At 74.0% G+C, this 16,089-nt stretch carries 18 protein-coding genes; 7 read left to right on the top strand and 11 right to left on the bottom strand.

Translation table 11 applies throughout. The annotated features are described in order from the left end of the window. Positions 1-17 precede the first annotated feature (17 nt). The 4 genes from AC07AL_RS28930 to AC07AL_RS28915 all read right to left on the bottom strand — a co-directional run bounded on the left by AC07AL_RS28930 (position 18) and on the right by AC07AL_RS28915 (position 4,289). Positions 18-1,109 carry a glycoside hydrolase family 6 protein gene (locus AC07AL_RS28930; protein WP_478318752.1) on the bottom strand — a complete coding sequence of 364 codons (1,092 nt, stop codon included), beginning with the start codon at positions 1,107-1,109 and terminating at the stop codon, positions 18-20. A gap of 201 nt (positions 1,110-1,310) precedes the next feature. Then, positions 1,311-2,039, bottom strand: a complete 729-nt coding sequence (locus AC07AL_RS28925) for a uracil-DNA glycosylase (RefSeq protein ID WP_244293451.1) — start codon at positions 2,037-2,039, stop codon at positions 1,311-1,313. A 78-nt stretch (positions 2,040-2,117) separates the two neighbouring features. Beyond that, positions 2,118-3,386 (bottom strand): low temperature requirement protein A, encoded by a 1,269-nt coding sequence (locus AC07AL_RS28920; protein WP_363628137.1) that lies wholly within the window; start codon positions 3,384-3,386, stop codon positions 2,118-2,120. A 123-nt stretch (positions 3,387-3,509) separates the two neighbouring features. Then, positions 3,510-4,289, bottom strand: a complete 780-nt coding sequence (locus AC07AL_RS28915) for an HAD-IIA family hydrolase (protein WP_063349252.1) — start codon at positions 4,287-4,289, stop codon at positions 3,510-3,512. Between the two features lie 513 nt (positions 4,290-4,802). On the opposite strand from AC07AL_RS28915, the gene AC07AL_RS28910 reads away from it, so the two are divergent. The 3 genes from AC07AL_RS28910 to AC07AL_RS28900 all read left to right on the top strand — a co-directional run bounded on the left by AC07AL_RS28910 (position 4,803) and on the right by AC07AL_RS28900 (position 7,529). Continuing rightward, complete coding sequence (locus AC07AL_RS28910; RefSeq protein ID WP_363628136.1) at positions 4,803-5,237, top strand: hypothetical protein; 435 nt, start codon at positions 4,803-4,805, stop codon at positions 5,235-5,237. Positions 5,238-5,454: 217 nt separating this feature from the next. Continuing rightward, positions 5,455-6,306 carry a hypothetical protein gene (locus tag AC07AL_RS28905; RefSeq protein WP_400810260.1) on the top strand — a complete coding sequence of 284 codons (852 nt, stop codon included), beginning with the start codon at positions 5,455-5,457 and terminating at the stop codon, positions 6,304-6,306. Between the two features lie 134 nt (positions 6,307-6,440). Further along, positions 6,441-7,529, top strand: a complete 1,089-nt coding sequence (locus AC07AL_RS28900) for a Gfo/Idh/MocA family oxidoreductase (RefSeq protein WP_363583684.1) — start codon at positions 6,441-6,443, stop codon at positions 7,527-7,529. A gap of 149 nt (positions 7,530-7,678) precedes the next feature. Here the strand turns inward: AC07AL_RS28900 and AC07AL_RS28895 are convergent, their stop codons facing one another. Further along, positions 7,679-8,101 carry a type II toxin-antitoxin system VapC family toxin gene (locus AC07AL_RS28895; RefSeq protein ID WP_363370200.1) on the bottom strand — a complete coding sequence of 141 codons (423 nt, stop codon included), beginning with the start codon at positions 8,099-8,101 and terminating at the stop codon, positions 7,679-7,681. After that, positions 8,094-8,378, bottom strand: coding sequence for a type II toxin-antitoxin system Phd/YefM family antitoxin (locus AC07AL_RS28890; RefSeq protein WP_363583686.1), 285 nt, complete (start codon positions 8,376-8,378; stop codon positions 8,094-8,096). Before AC07AL_RS28890 ends, AC07AL_RS28895 begins: the two co-directional genes overlap by 8 nt. 261 nt (positions 8,379-8,639) lie before the next feature. Here AC07AL_RS28890 and AC07AL_RS28885 point away from each other — a divergent pair, with 261 nt between their 5' ends. Beyond that, entirely contained in the window at positions 8,640-8,933 is a 294-nt protein-coding gene (locus AC07AL_RS28885; RefSeq protein ID WP_063349248.1) for a DUF6412 domain-containing protein, read from the top strand. 81 nt (positions 8,934-9,014) lie between these two features. Continuing rightward, complete coding sequence (locus AC07AL_RS28880; protein WP_400810263.1) at positions 9,015-9,707, top strand: YidC/Oxa1 family membrane protein insertase; 693 nt, start codon at positions 9,015-9,017, stop codon at positions 9,705-9,707. 64 nt (positions 9,708-9,771) lie between these two features. Here the strand turns inward: AC07AL_RS28880 and AC07AL_RS28875 are convergent, their stop codons facing one another. Both AC07AL_RS28875 and AC07AL_RS28870 read right to left on the bottom strand, forming a co-directional pair. Then, on the bottom strand, positions 9,772-10,458 hold the full coding sequence (locus AC07AL_RS28875) for an HAD family hydrolase (protein WP_363583690.1): 687 nt from the start codon (positions 10,456-10,458) through the stop codon (positions 9,772-9,774). Between the two features lie 29 nt (positions 10,459-10,487). Then, positions 10,488-11,063 (bottom strand): NUDIX hydrolase, encoded by a 576-nt coding sequence (locus tag AC07AL_RS28870; protein ID WP_400810265.1) that lies wholly within the window; start codon positions 11,061-11,063, stop codon positions 10,488-10,490. 254 nt (positions 11,064-11,317) lie between these two features. On the opposite strand from AC07AL_RS28870, the gene AC07AL_RS28865 reads away from it, so the two are divergent. Next, positions 11,318-12,085 (top strand): CDP-alcohol phosphatidyltransferase family protein, encoded by a 768-nt coding sequence (locus tag AC07AL_RS28865; protein WP_363628133.1) that lies wholly within the window; start codon positions 11,318-11,320, stop codon positions 12,083-12,085. Between the two features lie 30 nt (positions 12,086-12,115). Here AC07AL_RS28865 and AC07AL_RS28860 read toward each other — a convergent pair whose 3' ends face one another. Continuing rightward, a complete protein-coding gene (locus tag AC07AL_RS28860) occupies positions 12,116-12,511 on the bottom strand; it encodes an ArsR/SmtB family transcription factor (protein ID WP_363583696.1) in 396 nt (131 codons plus the stop codon). A 144-nt stretch (positions 12,512-12,655) separates the two neighbouring features. Between AC07AL_RS28860 and AC07AL_RS28855 the strand changes: the two genes are divergently transcribed. After that, positions 12,656-13,645 (top strand): quinone oxidoreductase family protein, encoded by a 990-nt coding sequence (locus AC07AL_RS28855; RefSeq protein WP_478318738.1) that lies wholly within the window; start codon positions 12,656-12,658, stop codon positions 13,643-13,645. Positions 13,646-13,731: 86 nt separating this feature from the next. Here the strand turns inward: AC07AL_RS28855 and AC07AL_RS28850 are convergent, their stop codons facing one another. Together AC07AL_RS28850 and AC07AL_RS28845 are read right to left on the bottom strand one after the other, a co-directional pair. After that, positions 13,732-14,562 carry a putative adhesin gene (locus tag AC07AL_RS28850; protein ID WP_363583700.1) on the bottom strand — a complete coding sequence of 277 codons (831 nt, stop codon included), beginning with the start codon at positions 14,560-14,562 and terminating at the stop codon, positions 13,732-13,734. A gap of 137 nt (positions 14,563-14,699) precedes the next feature. Next, complete coding sequence (locus AC07AL_RS28845) at positions 14,700-15,863, bottom strand: outer membrane protein assembly factor BamB family protein (RefSeq protein ID WP_363583702.1); 1,164 nt, start codon at positions 15,861-15,863, stop codon at positions 14,700-14,702. Between the last annotated feature and the right edge of the window lie 226 nt (positions 15,864-16,089).

The following is a 16,089-nucleotide window of genomic DNA, read 5'->3' as shown; positions in this document are numbered from 1 at the left end:
GATGCGGAGCGGCCCCCTCAGCGGGCGGCCTGCGCCAGGCCGAGCGCGTACGGCAGCCAGAACTCTCCAGCCCGGGGCTCGCCGCGCCCGCACTCGCCGTCCGACTCCCCCGGGTTCTTGATCCACAGGTAGGCGTCGACACCGTCCCGGCCGGTGTCGGCGGTCGGCCGCTCGCCGAGCGCGCGGCCGGGCGGATTGCACCAGGCGTCGCCGCCCAGCGGTCCGTTGCCGTTGCGGCTGGTGTCGATGACGAAGTGCTTCCCGCCCAGGGCGGCGGAGAGCTGGCCGCCGTAGGCCGTGTTGCGGCCGGTGTCGTAGAAGTTGGCGACGTTCACCGCGAAGCCGTCCGCCGCCGCGATCCCCGACTTGCGCAGCGCGGTGGAGAGTTCGGCCGGGTCCTGCGACCAGCCGGGATTGCCCGCGTCCAGGTAGACCCGCACCTGCGGACGCTTCTTCAGCTCCTGCACGGCGAAGGCCAGCAGGCCGTACCGCTCGGCGGCCAGGTCGCCCTTGATCCCGCAGCTGTCCAGGGTGTGCGCGACGGCGTCCGGCTCCAGCACCACCCAGGCCTTGCGGTCGCCGAGGGCCTCCGCGACACCGCTGATCCAGGCCCGGTAGGAGGCCGCGTCGGCGGCGCCGCCGGCCGAGTACAGGCCGCAGTCGCGGTGCGGGATGTTGTAGGCGACGAAGACCGCCGTCCGGTCCGCCTCGGCGGCCCGGCGGCTGACCTGTTCGGCGATCTCCTTGGCGCCCTGCTCGCCCAGCCACTGCGAGGAGGGCTGGGCGGCGATCCGCAGCAGCGTGTCGGCCTCCGCCGGCCGGCCCTGGCCGCGCAGAGCGGTCACCTGCCGGGCGGCGTTGGTCTGGTCGGAGACGTAGAAGGCCTGGCCGGGGAGCTGGGCGAGGCTCGCGGGGCCGGTGCCCGGGTTCGCGGCGGAGGCGGTGGGCGCGGCGGCGGGCCCGCCGGCCGCGGCACCGGCCGCGGCACCGGCCGAGGCGCCGCCGCCCGGGCCGCCGGGTGATCCCTTGGCCGACCCGGCGGTCGAACCGCTACAGCCCGCGGCCCCCGCCAACAGCACGACCAGGGCCGCCCCCACGGCCCGTCGGATTGCCACTACCCGTCCCACCCGGCGCACGTACCGCCCCTCCCCCAGAGCCGGTCCGGCGACCGGTCGGCACCAGCTAAGCACACCGGCCACCGCCCGCCCGCGACGGGCGGTGAACGCCGGGTGGCCGTGAGCGGGCGGACGGGCGACCCCGCCCGCCCGAACCACCCCTCACCCAGCCCCCGGGCGCTCAGCCCCGGGCGCTCAGCCCTGCTTCAGGTTGGGCACCTGCCAGTCGATCGGCTCGCCGCCGAAACCGTCCAGCGCCGTGTCGATCTGCGAGAACGGGCGGCTGCCGAAGAACAGCTTGGCCGACAGCGGCGACGGGTGCGCGCCCTGCACGACCACGTGCTTGGACGTGTCGATCAGCGGCAGCTTCTTCTTCGCGTAGTTGCCCCACAGCACGAAGACCACCGGCTCCTCGCGCTCGCTCACCGCCTTGATCACGGCGTCGGTGAACTTCTCCCAGCCCTTCGCCTTGTGCGAGTTGGCCTCGTGCGCGCGCACCGTGAGCACCGCGTTGAGCAGCAGGACGCCCTGCTCGGCCCAGTGCATCAGGTAGCCGTTGTCCGGGGCGGGGATGCCGAGGTCGGCGTCCAGCTCCTTGAAGATGTTGCGCAGCGAGGGTGGCGTCCTGGTGCCGGGCAGCACCGAGAAGCTCATGCCGTGGGCCTGGCCGTCGTCGTGGTACGGGTCCTGCCCGAGGACCAGCACCCGGACCTTCTCGTACGGCGTGGCCTCCAGCGCGGCGAACTCCTGGCCGCTCGGCGGGAACACCTGGTGCTGCGCACGCTCGGCCGCCACGAAGGCCGCCAGCTCGGCGAAGTACGGCTTCTCCGTCTCGGCGCCCAGCACCGGGCGCCAGGACTCGGGCAGCTCCAGCCCGCCGCCCTCGCCGGCCTCCACCACGCCCGCCTCGACCGTGTCCGTCACGACATCTACCTCCCACACCGCGGCTGTTGTGCCGCACGCCCTCTTTCACCCCGAACGCTACACAGCCCCACCGACAACTCACTCCGCCGAAGCCGCCGAAGCCGCCGGAGCCGCCGAAGGCAGCGGGGACCCAGCGGGAAGCGGGGACCCAACAGGCAGCGCGGACCCGGCAGGCGGCACCGACGCGGGGTCCGCACCGACCGCCCGCACCACCCGGACGTGCTCCACCACGTTGAGCGCCACCAGCAGCACCGCCAGTGCCACCAGCACCGCCAGCGCCGGCAGCCGCACCACCGCCGGCGCCAGTCCCAGCACCACCGCCGCCGCACCGACCCGGGTCGTCGCCACCTTGCGGAACATCATCCAGCGGGTGTAGCCGAAGGTCAGCAGGTACAGCCCGCACCCGCCGTACAGCAGCGCCACCGACCCCGGGCCCAGCGTCTGCCACGGGTCCGCGACGGTCTCCCCGAAGCCGACCGCCACCCCGATCACCCCGGCGGCCAGCGCCAGGTGCCCGTACTGGAAGATCCGCCGGACGACGTCCCGCCGGGAGTCGGCGACCTCCACGGCGTACCGCATGGCGTCCGCCGCGTACACGAAGTACTGCCACCACAGCCCCGCCGAGATGGTGAACGCGGCGGCCACGGCCGCGAGTTCGGCCACGTCGAGCCGGGCGCCGGCCGCCGTCCCGCCGATCCCGACGATCGACTCGCCGAGCGCCACCAGCAGGAACAGCGCGAACCGCTCCGGCATGTGCGAGGGGTGGTACGCCACCGCCGCCAGCCGCCGCCGGAACACCAGCGGCGCGGCCAGGTCGCAGAGCGCGGCCGCCGTCCACAGGGCCAGCCGCGGCCCGTCCGGCAGCAGCCCGCCCACGACCAGCAGCGGCCCGCTGACCAGCACGCCGACGCCGTACGGGCCGCGCCAGACGCCCGGCAGACGGATCAGCAGGAGCAGCAGCACCAGCCGGGCCAGCCAGTACGCGGCGCCGAGCAGCACGCCCCGCCCGCCGTACGCGCCCGGGACGGCGAGCGCCATGAACAGGCCGGCCAGCCCGACCGCCAGGATGCCGAGGCGGTCCCGCAGGTTGTCCACGTCCCGGATGTTGGCCTGCACGGTGGTGCCCACCCAGCACCAGTACACCGGCACGAACACCACCAGCGCCCGGACCAGCCCGGTGGCGTCGTGGTGGTGGTGCAGCAGCCCGGAGACCTGGGTGATCGCGAAGACGAAGACCAGGTCGAAGTAGAGCTCGGCCCAGGTGACCCGCTTCTCGTCGGCCTCCCCGCCAACGCCCCCGGCATCCCGCCGCGCCTCCGGCGGCCCCGCATCCCCCGTCGCGCTCATTGCGCCAGCGCCTCCCCACAGGTACGAACCACCGGTGCCTCCCCACAGGTACGAACCACAGGTACGAAACGGGCCCCGCTCCGGCGACCGGCCGGAACGGGGCCCACGACAGCACCGCAGAGGCTAGACCAGCTCGACCAGGTCCGCGATCGACTTGACCACCCGGGTCGGCCGGTACGGGAAGCGCTCGACGTCGGCGGCGGCGGTCAGGCCGGTGAGCACCAGGATGGTCTCCATGCCGGCCTCCATGCCCGCGACGATGTCGGTGTCCATCCGGTCGCCGATCATCACGGCGGTCTCGGAGTGGGCCCCGGCGGTGTTCAGCGCCTCGCGCATCATCAGCGGGTTGGGCTTGCCGACGAAGTACGGCTCGACGCCGGTCGCCTTGGTGATCAGGGCCGCGACCGAACCGGTGGCCGGCAGCACGCCCTCGGGGGACGGGCCGGTCTCGTCGGGGTTGGTGCAGATGAACCGGGCGCCCTGGTTGATCAGGCGGATCGCCTTGGTGAGCGCCTCGAAGCTGTAGGTGCGGGTCTCGCCGAGGACGACGTAGTCCGGGTTGTTGTCGGTCAGCACGTAACCGGCCTGGTACAGCGCGGTGGTGAGCCCCGCCTCGCCGATCACGTAGGCGGTGCCGCCCGGGCGCTGGCCCTTGAGGAACTTGGCGGTGGCCAGGGCGGAGGTCCAGATGCACTCCTCCGGCACCTCCAGGCCCATCCCGGCCAGGCGGGCGCTGAGGTCGCGCGGGGTGTAGATGGAGTTGTTCGTGAGGACCAGGAACGGCTTGCCGGACTCCCGCAGCCTGCGCAGGAACTCCTTCGCACCGGGAATCGGCGTGCCCTCGTGGATGAGGACGCCGTCCATGTCGGTCAGCCAGGACTCGATGGGCTTGCGGTCTGCCACGTAGGTGTCTCCTTGGTCTTGCAACGGTTCTGAACGATTTCGCACATCGCTCCGGACCGGACACCCTCGGCCGGCCGGGCGCCACTGGCTGCCCCAACACGGACCAGCCTAGAGCCTGCCTCCTCGGGCCGACCCCGGCCCCGGACGGGAACGGCCACGACGTGCCGGCAGCAACATCATCCGCGTGCGCCACTTCCTCCCGGGCACGGCCGCGGTGCGAACGGAGGCAGTCGGCCGGTGGACGGGTTCGTCCACGCAAACGCGCTACGCCGATGAGGGGACCACCGGGCAGTTCGTACCGGACCTTCCCGCACGCTCCTGACCAGCGAAGTCGCACAGGAAGTCGGACAGTTCCGGTCCGGCTTTCGGCACGTCGGCGCGATGATCGAAGGGACAGGCGGGCCGCTCGGTGTTCTTGTTCTGGTGGGAGCCGGTTCGGCTCTCGTCACCGTGGCATCCGTGTTCGGCTGTGCTGCCGGGCACGTGAGCCCATCCTTCCCAGAACAGGGACCCATGAAGATCCATCGCATAGCCGTCGCAGCTCTTGCCATCGGCACCTTGCTGGCCGGAGGCACGGCTGCGGCCGAGGCCAACATCTCGACGAACACACCGAGTTCGGCGTCGACCGGTCAGGCCCGCAGGGACGCCGTGGCCTGCGCGGCCGCCACCGTCTCCTCGTCGGTCGCCGCCGCCAACGCCTCCACCGCGGCAGCCGCGGCGCAGGCCGACGCCGCGTCGGCCGCCGCCGCCCTCAAGACCTTCATCGCGGCGACCCAAGCCGTGCCACCCAACGCCGCCGCAGAGGCCGCAGCCGCCACCAGCGCCGCCGCCGCCGAGGCCGCCGCGGTCACCTCCTCCACCGCTGCCGCCACCGCGGCCGCCACCGCCGCCACCGCCAGCACCGCCGCCGTGAAGGCCTGCGCCGTTCCGCCGGTTCTCACCACCTGAGACGGACGCGCGGCATCGCTCGGCCGCCGGGGGGGGGGGGGGGGGGGGGACGCCCCCCCCCCCCCCCACCCCTCCCCCCCCCCCCCCCCCCCCCCCCCCCCCCCGGCCCGGTCTGCTCGCGCGGGCCGAACCGGGCCCGCGCCCGCAGCTGCTGCTGCTGCTGCTGCTGGCACGGCACCACGAACACGGGGGTCTCCATCAACCCGAAGGGAGCGTCATGCGACGCATCCGCACCATTCCGGTCCTCGCCGGTTCCGTCGTCCTGACCGCCGTGCTGGCCGCACTGGCCCCCACCTCCGCACAGGCGGCCGTGGCCTGCAACGAGACGGCGCTGGTCGCGGCGATCAATGCCGCCAACAGCGCCGGCGGGGGCAACGTCGTCCTCGCGACCGACTGCGTCTACACCATCGCCTCGTCGCACAGCAGTGACACCGACGGCGCGAACGCGCTGCCGATCATCACCACCGCCATCACCCTGACCGGTGACAACGACACCATCACGCGCTCGACAACGGCCGGTACGGCCGGCTTCCGCATCGTCAAGGTGGCCGCGGGCGCCAGCCTCACCCTCAAGGGCAACGTCACCCTCAGCAACGGCTCCGCCGTCACCGACGGCGGCGGCATCCTCAACTACGGCGCGGTGACCCTCACGGCCAGCGCCCTGACCGGCAACACCGCCCAGGGCAGGGGCGGCGGCCTGGCCAACGAGGACATCGGCGCCCCCCAGAAGGGGGCGGTGGCGACCTTCACGAACAGCACCGTGGCCGGGAACAGCGCCACCGGCCAGGGCGGCGGGATCTACAACGGCCTGCGCGGCTCGCTCACCACCACCAGCAGTTTCATCGACGCGGGCAACAGCTCCGGGTCCCAGGGCGGCGGCATCGCCGCCATCGGCTCCACCTCCACCACGCTGACCAGCACCCAGATCAGCGCCAACCATGCCGTCATGACGGCCGGCGGCATCTACCGGCAGAACGGCACCATGACACTCACCACGACACCGGTCAGTGGAAACACCCCCGACAACTGCGTCGGCAGCTCCCCCTCGGTACCCGGCTGCGTCGGCTGACCCGTCAACTGCCCTGAGACGTCTCGCCCCCATGCCGTCCGACGAGCGAGGACGCGAACCGACGTCCGCCCCGCCTCCCGGCTCCGCCACTGCGAAACCGGGAGCAACCGGGCGCCTCGTGATTGAGTGGGCGCATGAGCGCCTCGACCCCCTCGTCCTCTCCGGACCGCCCGTTCCGCGTCGGCCTGATCGGCTACGGCCTGGCCGGCTCCGCCTTCCACGCCCCGCTCATCGCCACCACGCCGGGGCTGCGGTTGGACGCCGTGGTCACCGCCAACCCCGAGCGCCGCGAGCAGCTGCGCCGCGAACACCCCGGTGCCCGCGCCGTCGACACCCCCGAGCAGCTGCTCGCCGACCCGGACGCGCTCGACCTCGTCGTCGTCGCCTCTCCCAACCGCACCCACGCGCCGCTCGCCCGCGCCGCCCTGCGCGCCGGGCTGGCCACCGTCGTCGACAAGCCGCTGGCCGGCACCGCCGCCGAGGCGCTGGAGCTGTGCCAGCTCGCCGAGGCCGGGGGCACCTTGCTCTCCGTGTTCCAGAACCGGCGCTGGGACGGCGACTTCCTGACCGCCGCCCGGCTGGTCCGGGGCGGCGCGCTCGGCCGGGTGCACCGCTTCGAGTCCCGCTTCGAGCGGTTCCGCCCGAAGCCCAAGCCCGGCTGGCGCGAGCTCGCCGACCCGGCGGAGGTCGGCGGCACGCTGTACGACCTGGGCAGCCACCTGGTGGACCAGGCGCTGACCCTGTTCGGCCCGGTGGAGACGGTGTACGCGGAGGTCGACGTGCGCCGGGACGGCGCGGTCGTCGACGACGACGCCTTCCTCGCCCTCACCCACGCCTCCGGCACCCGCTCGCACCTGTGGACCAGCGCCATCACCCCGCTGATCGGCCCCCGGCTGCGGGTGCTCGGCGACGCCGCCGGGTACGTCAAGCCCGGCATGGACCCGCAGGAGGCGGAGCTGCGGGCCGGGCACCGACCGGACGGCGCCCGCCCGTGGGGTGCCGACCAGCCCTCGCAGTACGGCACCCTCGGCACCGACGAGTCCTCGATCGCGCTGCCCACCGAACCGGGCGACTACCCCGCCTTCTACGCGGGCATCGCCGCCGCCCTGGCCTCCCCGGGCACCCCGCCCCCGGTCGACCCGCGCGACGCGGTGGCCACCCTGGCCGTCCTGGAGGCCGCCCGGGCCTCCGCCGCCACGGGCACCGCGGTCCGCCTGGGCTGAGCGGCTGCCGGGGCTGCCGGGCCTGCCACCCCCTTCCATCCCCCGATTCCACTTCTAAGCTGCTTAGATGACCAGCCAGCGGGGCGGGGGCGGCAGGCCAGCGGCACGAAGAGCGCGAAGAGCACGGCTCCACCGGCGAGCGGCGGCCGTCACACCCCGATGACCTCCACCGCCGAACCCAGGCCCCGGAAGTCCGCGACGTTGCGGGTGTACAGCGGCAGTCCGTGGGCCGAGGCCACGGCCGCGATCATCAGGTCGATCCGGCGCGGGCGCGGCTGCCGCCCGGCGGCGATGGTGAGGGTCACCAGCGTGCCGTAGCGGGCGGCCGCCGCCGCGTCGAACGGCAGCGGGTCGAAGTCGGCCATCGCCGCGCCCAGCACCTCCAGCCGGGCCGCCCGGCTGACCGCGTCGCGGGCCATCGACACGCCCTGTTGCAGCTCCGCGAAGGTGATCGCGGTCAGCTCCGGCACGGCCGGCAGGTTCGCCGGGGAGAGCAGGGCCAGATCGATGTAGACACAGGTGTCGAGCACCCCGGCCGGCCGCCGCCGGGCTGCCCGCCTGCGCTCAGCCACGCCGCCGCTCGAACGGGTCGTCGCCGTCGTCGCCCACCAGCTCCTCCGGCCCGAAGTACTCCTCGGCCTCCTTGCGCATCTGCTGGTAGTCCACCCGCGGCAGCTTCACGTGCCGCGCCACCAGCTCCTCCGCCGTGAGCCGCCGCCGTCCGGACACCGGTCGCAGCTCCGCGACCTCGACCCCGTTCCTGGTGATGTGGAAGGTCTCCCCGGCCTCCACCGCGTCCATCACCGCGGCGGAGTTGTTCCGGAACTCCCGCTGGGTAATCGTCTTCATCCCTCCACGGTAGCCCCGTGTAGCACCTGCGGCTACGCCCCTGCACTGCCTCGCGAAGCACCTCGGCGCGGCGGGTACGCTACGGGGAATTCCGCGCCCGGGCGGGAACTCGGCGGGCTCGGCGATCGTCCTGAACGTCTGAAGTCCGGCCCCGAGTCCGTGGGGCCAGAAGCCCGTGGGCCCAAAGCCCGTGGGACCGAAGCCCGAGGGCCGCGAAGTCCGTGCAGCCCCGAGTCCGTCACGCCGAAGGAGGAGCAGCGCATGACCGTCGTCGCGATGCTGCTCGGGCTGCTCCGGGTGCTGACCGGGGAGCTGGTGACCGAGGGCGGGACGGTCGCGTCGGTGGCGGCGGTCGCCGCCGTGGCGCTGCTGGCCGGTGCGGTCGCGGGCACGCTGGCGGGGGCGCGGCTGCTGGGCGCGCGGGCGCCCACGGCGGTGCGCAGCGGGGTGTTGCGGCGGCGCGCGTTCCGTACGGCCTTCCTGCCGCAGCGCGATCCCGATGCCCGGGGCAGGCGACGCCCGAGGGCACCGGGTGCGGCCCCGGCGGCCGCGTAGCTTCGTCGTCTTCCGCCGTTCCACGCGGCCGTCCTCCGTCGACCACTCGTTTTCCGAGACCCCCGGAGGGCTCGCTCCACCATGTCCGTTCTCACTGTTCTCGACCCGGCCGTCGCCGTCGCCCATGCCGCCGTCGCCGCGCTGGCCCAGGTACTGCCGACCGCGCTGGCGATCGTCCTGTTCACCGTCGCCGTCCGGCTGGCGTTGCATCCCTTCGCGCGCGCGGCGGCGCGGGGGGAGAAGTCGCGGGCGCGGCTGGCGCCGAAGGTCGCCGAGGTGAACCGGCGGTTCAAGGACCGCCCGGAGAAGCTGCGGGAGGCGCTCGCCGAGCTGTACCGGGAGGAGCGGGCCTCGCCGTTCGCGGGGTGCCTGCCGATGCTGGTGCAGATTCCGTTCTTCTCGGTGATGTACCGCCTGTTCACCACCCCGAACGGCCTGCTGGACCACACCCTGTTCGGCGTGCCGCTCGGGCTGCACGTCGGGAGCGCGCACGGTGCCGGGCAGTTGGCGGTGTTCGGCCTGCTGTACGCCGGGCTGGCGGCGGTCGGGTACGTCAACTTCCGCCGGGCCAGGCGGGCGGCGGCCGCGCAGCCGACCCCTCAGCCGGGGGCGGGGCTGCTGCCTTACCTGTCCTTCGGGTCGGTGCTGTTCGCGATGCTGGTGCCGGTGGCCGCCGCGCTCCACCTGGTGACGACGAGCACGTGGACGGCCGCGGAGCGGGCCTGGTTGCACCGGGGCGGCGCACCGGCGCCGGCGACGGCGCTCGCGCTGTGAGCGCCGCCGCCGATCCCGCTGACCCCGGCGACCCCGGCGATCCTGCCGACCCCGCCGGTCCGTGTCAGAAGTGCCGCAGCAGCTCGGAGAAGGCCGCCAGTCGCAGGGTCGCCTCGTCGGGGCCGAGGTCCTGGTGTTCCAGGACCCAGGTGTGCTCGTGCGGGATGAAGACCGTGCGCAGGCCGGCCTGGCGGGCCGGGGCGATGTCGGACTTGGGCGAGTTGCCGATCATCCAGGTCCGGTCGGGGTCGAGGCCGAGCTCGGCGCTGAGCCGCCGGTAGGTGTCCGCCGACTTCTCGGCCACGATGTGGACGCCGCGGAAGTGGTGGTCGATCGTGGAGGCCGTCACCTTGCGCTGCTGCTCGTCGAGGTCGCCCTTGGTGAGCAGCAGCAGGTGGTGGCGTCCGGCGAGGTCGGCGAGGGTGTCGGCGACGCCGGGGATCAGCTCGATCTCGCGGCTGCTGAGCGGAGTGAGGAGGCCGTCGATCCGGGCTTCTTCGGCCGGGGTGGGGGTGCGGTCGCCGTTCAGCCGCCGCAGGCAGTCGGTGAGGCTCTGCCGGAACACGGCGGCACCGTAGCCGAGGGCGGCGGAGTTGGCGGCTTCGATCTCGTCGAGGACGGCCCTGGCGGGCTCGCGGTCGGCCGGGGTGGCGGCCCAGTCCAGGAAGCCGTCGATGACGCGCTCGAAGAGGACGTTGTTCTCCCAGAGCGTGTCGTCGGCGTCGAAGATGAGGGTCTGGTCGGTGTGCATCCGGGTGTGCTCCAGCGGGGTTCGAAAGGTCAGGCGGGGGCGTCGAGCAGGCGGCCGGCCCGGTCGAGCGTTTCGCGGAGGTTCTCCTCGGTGGTCCGCTGCCGGGCCTCGGCGATGGTGAGCCACTCCAGCGGGGCGGCGGGGTTCTCCGGCCGCGCCCGCTCCGGGGTGGCGGTGGCCAGCAGGAAGCGCAGGTCGGCGTGTTCGTGGGCCGGTTCGACGGGCGAGGCCGGGACGGGCACGACGGCGAGGTGGACGAGGGCGGCGTCGGGCCACGGGGTGAGGTCGGCGAGTCCGGTCTCCTCCAGGCCTTCGCGCAGCGCGATGTCCAGCGGCAGGGTCTCCCCCGGGTCGCCGTGGCCGCCGACCTGGAGCCAGGCCTGCTGGCGCACGTGCCAGCGCAGGAGGACGCGCCGGGTCGGCGGGTGGACGATCAGCGCGGAGGCGGTGAAGTGCAGCGGCGTCCCGCGGTCCCAGGCGTCGGCGGCCCCGGTGAGGTGGCGGACGCGCTCGTGGTCGGCGGTCTCCGTCGGGCCCTGCGGCCGGTGCTCGGCCAGCAGTTCGGCCAGGCCCGGGCTATGCGCCGCGCCGCCTGTGGTCGCCATGATCAGCACTCCTCGTTGCGCTCCGGACCACGTCAACCGGCTTGCGGGGGCGGGTGATCGGGGCCGGGGCTTCCGGTTCCGACGAACCCGCGAAGCCTAGCCCGGGGCCTTCCGGCGGCCCAGCGGTTTTCCTCCCGGAGCGGCCCGGCAGGCGGCTCCCCCGCCTCCGGACGGCGACGAGGGACCGGTCGGGGCGGGGTCCGGGAGGCCGTAGCCTGTGGTGATCGTTTCGGGACAGGTGGAGGGATGTCGTCATGGTGGCTGCTCCGGCGCTCGCGGACTTGCGCGAGGTGTGCCAGCCGCAGGCCAAGCTGCAGAGCCGCAACGGTGAGCACTGGGCGGGACGGCTGTACATGCGCCGCATCTCGCTGCGCACGACCCGGCAGTTGGTACGCACCTCGGTGTCGCCGAACACCCTCACCTGGGTGATGGTGGTCTGCGGGGTCGGCGGCGGGGCGGCCCTGCTGATCCCCGGCCTGACCGGCGCCGTGCTGGCGGCGGTGCTGTTCCAGCTGTTCCTGCTCTTCGACTGCGTCGACGGCGAAGTGGCGCGCTGGAAGCGCCAGTTCAGCATGGCCGGGGTCTACGTGGACCGGCTCGGCGCCTATCTGGCGGACGCGGCGCTGATGATCGGCGCGGGCGTGCGGGCGGCCCGGGGCGGGTCGGAGCTGTGGGTGTCGGTGGGCCTGGCGGCCGCGCTGGGCGTGGTGCTGCTCAAGGCCTCGACGGACCTGGTGGACGTGGCCCGGGCCCGCAGCGGGCAGGCCCCGGCGGACGAGGAGTCCACCCAGCCGCGCTCGCAGGGCATCGCTACCGCGCGCCGGCTCGCCTCGGTGTTCAAGATCCACCGGGTGACGAACGGCATCGAGGCCTCCCTGGTGCTGCTGGCGGCGGCCGTGGCGGACGCGGCGCTCGGCAACCTGGACGCGACGCGGGCGGCGGTCGCGGGGATCGCGGTGATCACCTGGGGCATGGTGGTGGCGCACCTGGCGTCGATCCTGTCCTCCTCGCGCCTGCGCTGACGGGCTGCGCCACCGCGCGCGGGCGGCTGCCTACGCGCGGGCTTCGGCCCGCGCGTGGGGCTCGGCCTGCACGTCAGCTTCGGCCTGTGCGTCGGCTTCGGCCCGTGTGTGGGCGGCGAGGATGGTGTCGAGGAGGCCGGGGAAGCGCTGCTCCAGGTCGACGGCGCGCAGGGCGGAGAACTTGCGGTTGGCCTCCTCGCGCTGGCGGATCAGGCCGGACTCGCGCAGCACCTTGAAGTGGTGGCTGAGGGTGGAGGGGGCGACGTCCACCGGGAAGGTGCCGCAGGCCCGCTCGGGTTCGGCGCGCAGGATGCGCACGATGGTCATCCGAGTGGGGTCGGAGAGCGCGTGCAGGACGTCGAGCAGGTCGATCTCCCCGGTCGCGGGGTGGGCGAGCGCCGGTCGGCGCCGGGTACTGCGGGGCATGATCCGACCTCCCTGATCTGCGGTTGATTCAAGCGCTTGATCTGCGCTTGATCTGCGATGTTCGACAATCATCGAAACTACGTGGTACCACTACCCCACGTCAATTTCGCCGTTCGTCGAAAATCGTAGTCGAGGGGGACCGACATGCGCGCATTGGTGATGACCGCACCCGGTGGGGCCGAGCACACGGAGATCCGGGAGGTCGAGGCCCCGAGCCCCGGCCCCGGCCAGGTGGCGGTCGACGTCGCCTACGCCGGGCTGAACTTCGTCGACGTGATGGGCCGCCGGGGCGACGCCGGCTACGTCACCGCCTGGCCGTACCGGCCGGGCAAGGAGGTGGCCGGCACCGTCCGGGCGGTCGGCGAGGGCGTCACCGGACTGGCGGTGGGCGACCGGGTGGCGGCCGCGCCCGTCGGCGGCGGCCTGGCCGAGGTGGTGCTCGCCGAGGCCGCGCTCACCGTGCCCGTCCCGGACGGGCTGGCGCTGCGCGAGGCCGCCGCCGCCCCGCTGGGCCTGGCCACCGCCGTGCTGCTGCTCACCGACGCCGGCCGGCTCACCGCCGGGGACACCGTCCTGGTGCACTCGGCCGGCGGCGGGATCGGCCACGCCGTCGCCCAACTGGTCCCGCTGATCGGGGGCGGCGGTCGGCTGATCGGCACGGTGGGCCGCCCGGAGAAGGCGGCGTCCGCCGTCGCCTCCGGCTACCACCACGCCTTCGCCCGCGACGAGGCACTGCCCGAGGCCGTCCGGGCCGCGACCGGGGGCCGGGGCGTCGACCTCGTGCTGGACCCGCTGGGCACCGAGGCCCTGGAGCTCGACCTCGAACTCACCGCACCCGGCGGCCGGATCGTCCTCTTCGGCAACGCGGGCGGCGGCGCCGTCGCCGACCTGCCGCCGCTCGGCCGCCTGATGGCCGGGAACCTCACCATCACCGGCTTCAGCCACCGCGCCCTGGCCGCCACCGCCCCCGAACGGCTCGCCCGCGCCATCCGCACGGTCCTCGACCTGCTCGCCGCCGGTGACCTCACGCTGCCGGTCACCGAAGTCCCCGGCCTGGCCTCCGTCCCCGCCGCCCACGACGCCATGGCGGAGGGGCGGGCCACCGGCAAGTACGTGGTGCGCGTGGCTGGTTGAGGCCTGCTCGGGGCGGCGCCCCTTGCGCAGGAAGTCGGGTGGGCCGACTTCCTGCGCGGAGCGCGGAGCATTGGAGGCCGGGCGGGTCAGGGGTTGTAGAGACCGCCGGCCTCGCCGGGGTCGCCGGCGTAGTTGTGGTTCTGAGGACGGCCCTGGTTCCGCGTCCCGGGCCTGTTGGTCTCGACGAAGCGGCAGGCCGCGAAGTGCACGTCGCCCATGCCGGGCCGCAGGATGTCGCTCAGCAGCACGTCGCCGTCGAAGACGATCGAGCGGCCCGCGAGTTGGGGGTCGATCAGCGTGGCGACGTTGATGACGGTTGCGGCCGGCGTCCCCGGATCGAGTTCGACGTCGTACCCGCCGCCAACCGGGCTGGCGATCGCCGGGTTTCCCCGGATGGTGAGGCCGCTGGGGTAGGAGATGGTGTAGTTCTGCAGGCTCCGCCCGCCCACCACGGTGCGCGCGGCGCCACGCTCTTGCCCCTGTTCCACGCTGCCGCCCCGGTTGGCGCCGTTCTCCACCTGCCCGCCCAGGTCGTCGGGGAGGACCATCCCGTGCTGCGTGTAGAAGTGCACCCGCGTCCCCGCGGGCACCCGGAAGCTGCCGTTCGCGGCCTCCCAGGCGCCGTGACCGCTGAGGACGAGACCGTCCGTACGCGCGGGCGCGGTGTTGTCGGCCTCCCAGTCGTCGTCCGGGTTCTGGTGATTGATCATGGGCCGGTTCTGGTCGGACGCGCGCTGGATCCCGGTCGCGCGGAGCATCTGCACGACGGCCGCGTTGCCGTGGGTGCTCTGGAGGCCGAGCAGCGACTGGGCGGCGGCCTGCGCCCGGTTCGGGTTCCTGGTCGTCGGCTCCGAAGTACGGGCCGGCGTGCGGGCCTTGCCGGCGGCGGCAGCCTTGGTCCTGTCGTGGGCGTGCATCGTCCCCCTCTCGACTCGAAAGCTCACTCTCCTGGATATCGGTGACGTCGACCCGGGCGCCAGGTCCCTACGGGCAGTGCCCGCTGCCTGAAGGCGCACCGCGCGGTGCCCTGCCGCGCCGAGACCTCGCGCGGAGGTCAGGCCGCGGGTATGCCCGCCGCGTAGAGGCCGGCCCGGCTGCCGCGGTAGGCGACGCCGCCGAAGGCCGTCAGCGAGAGCCCGGTGTACTCGGTGCCGAACTTGGCCGGATCGTCCTGCCATTGAAGCCGGCCGGTGGCGAGGTCGAGGGCGTGCAGCCGACCGTCGTTCAGCGCCACGTAGACCCGGCCGTCGGCGACGGCCATGGTGCTCATGCCCCGGCCCAGGCCGTCCGGCACCGAGGACGTCCACCGGCTGCGGCCCGTACCCGCCTCGACGGCGATGACCCGGTCGTTGTCGAGGAGGCAGAGCGTCCCGTCGGCGACCGGGGCGGGCTGGACAACGGGGTGGCCGAGGTCGTCACGCTGCCAGAGCACCCGACCGGTCGCCGCGTCCAGGGCGGAGACGGTCGAGGCCGAGACGGTCGAGGCGGCGCCGGCGGAAGCCGACAGGTAGAGGACGCCCTCGTGGACCACGGGCCGGTCGACGAGCGTGCCGACGGCGGGCTGCTCCCAGCGTCGCTCACAGGTCTTCGCGTCGAGGGCGGAGATCCCGCCCGCAGGGGCGGCGAGGTACACGGTGCCGCCCGCGACCGCCGGCCCGCAGGCGGCCTCCAGCGGGCCGGCCCACCGGGCCTCGCCGGTGGCCGCGTCGTAGGAGTGGACGCGGCCGTCGCAGATCACGAACACGTCCCCGCCGACGGTGGGGCCGTCCGTCCATCCGGACAGGTAGCCCCTCGGCGCCGGCACGGTCCACCGGACGGCTCCGGACGCGGCGTCCAGGGCGTGGACGTGGGAGTCGGTGGTCACGCAGACCAGTCCGTCACCTGCGGCGATCGGCCAGCCGAAGCTGCTGTCGGCGGGGTTGCGCGAGGCGACCTCGGCACTCCAACGCGGGGCGCCGGTCCGCAGGTCGAGGGCCCTGACCGTGCCGTCGAAGTCCGCGACGTAGAGGTCGGACTGCGGGGTGGCCGACAGGGCGACCCGGCTGCCGGTGCCGGTCCGGCTCCAGACGCGGTGGCCGGTGTCGGCGTCCCGCCGCGCCCACCAGCCGATGCCCCCGACGGTGACGGCGGCCGCCGCCACGCCGGCGACGCCCAACAGCATGCGCCTGCGGCTGACGTGGGGGCGGACGGGATCGGTCTGCGATTCGTTCGAGGTCACACCGAAGGTGACCGTCTGCGCCTGCCACCGGTTCCACCGCGCGGGCGAGCTTCACAGAAGGCGCCGAAAAGGACGGCCAGGATGCGGCCGGGATTCTGAAGGCCCAGGGGGGGGGGGGGGGGGGGGGGGGGGTTTTTTTTGGGGGGGGGGGGGGGGGGGTGGGGGGGTGGGGGGGGGGGGGGGGCACACGTGTTGGGGGTGCTTTAACCACACACTGCGCTTTTCA

It is taken from the genome of Kitasatospora sp. NPDC043949 (assembly GCF_056435365.1).
The sequence above is the reverse complement of the archived record's forward strand: the minus strand, read 5'-3'. Positions and strand labels throughout refer to the sequence as shown.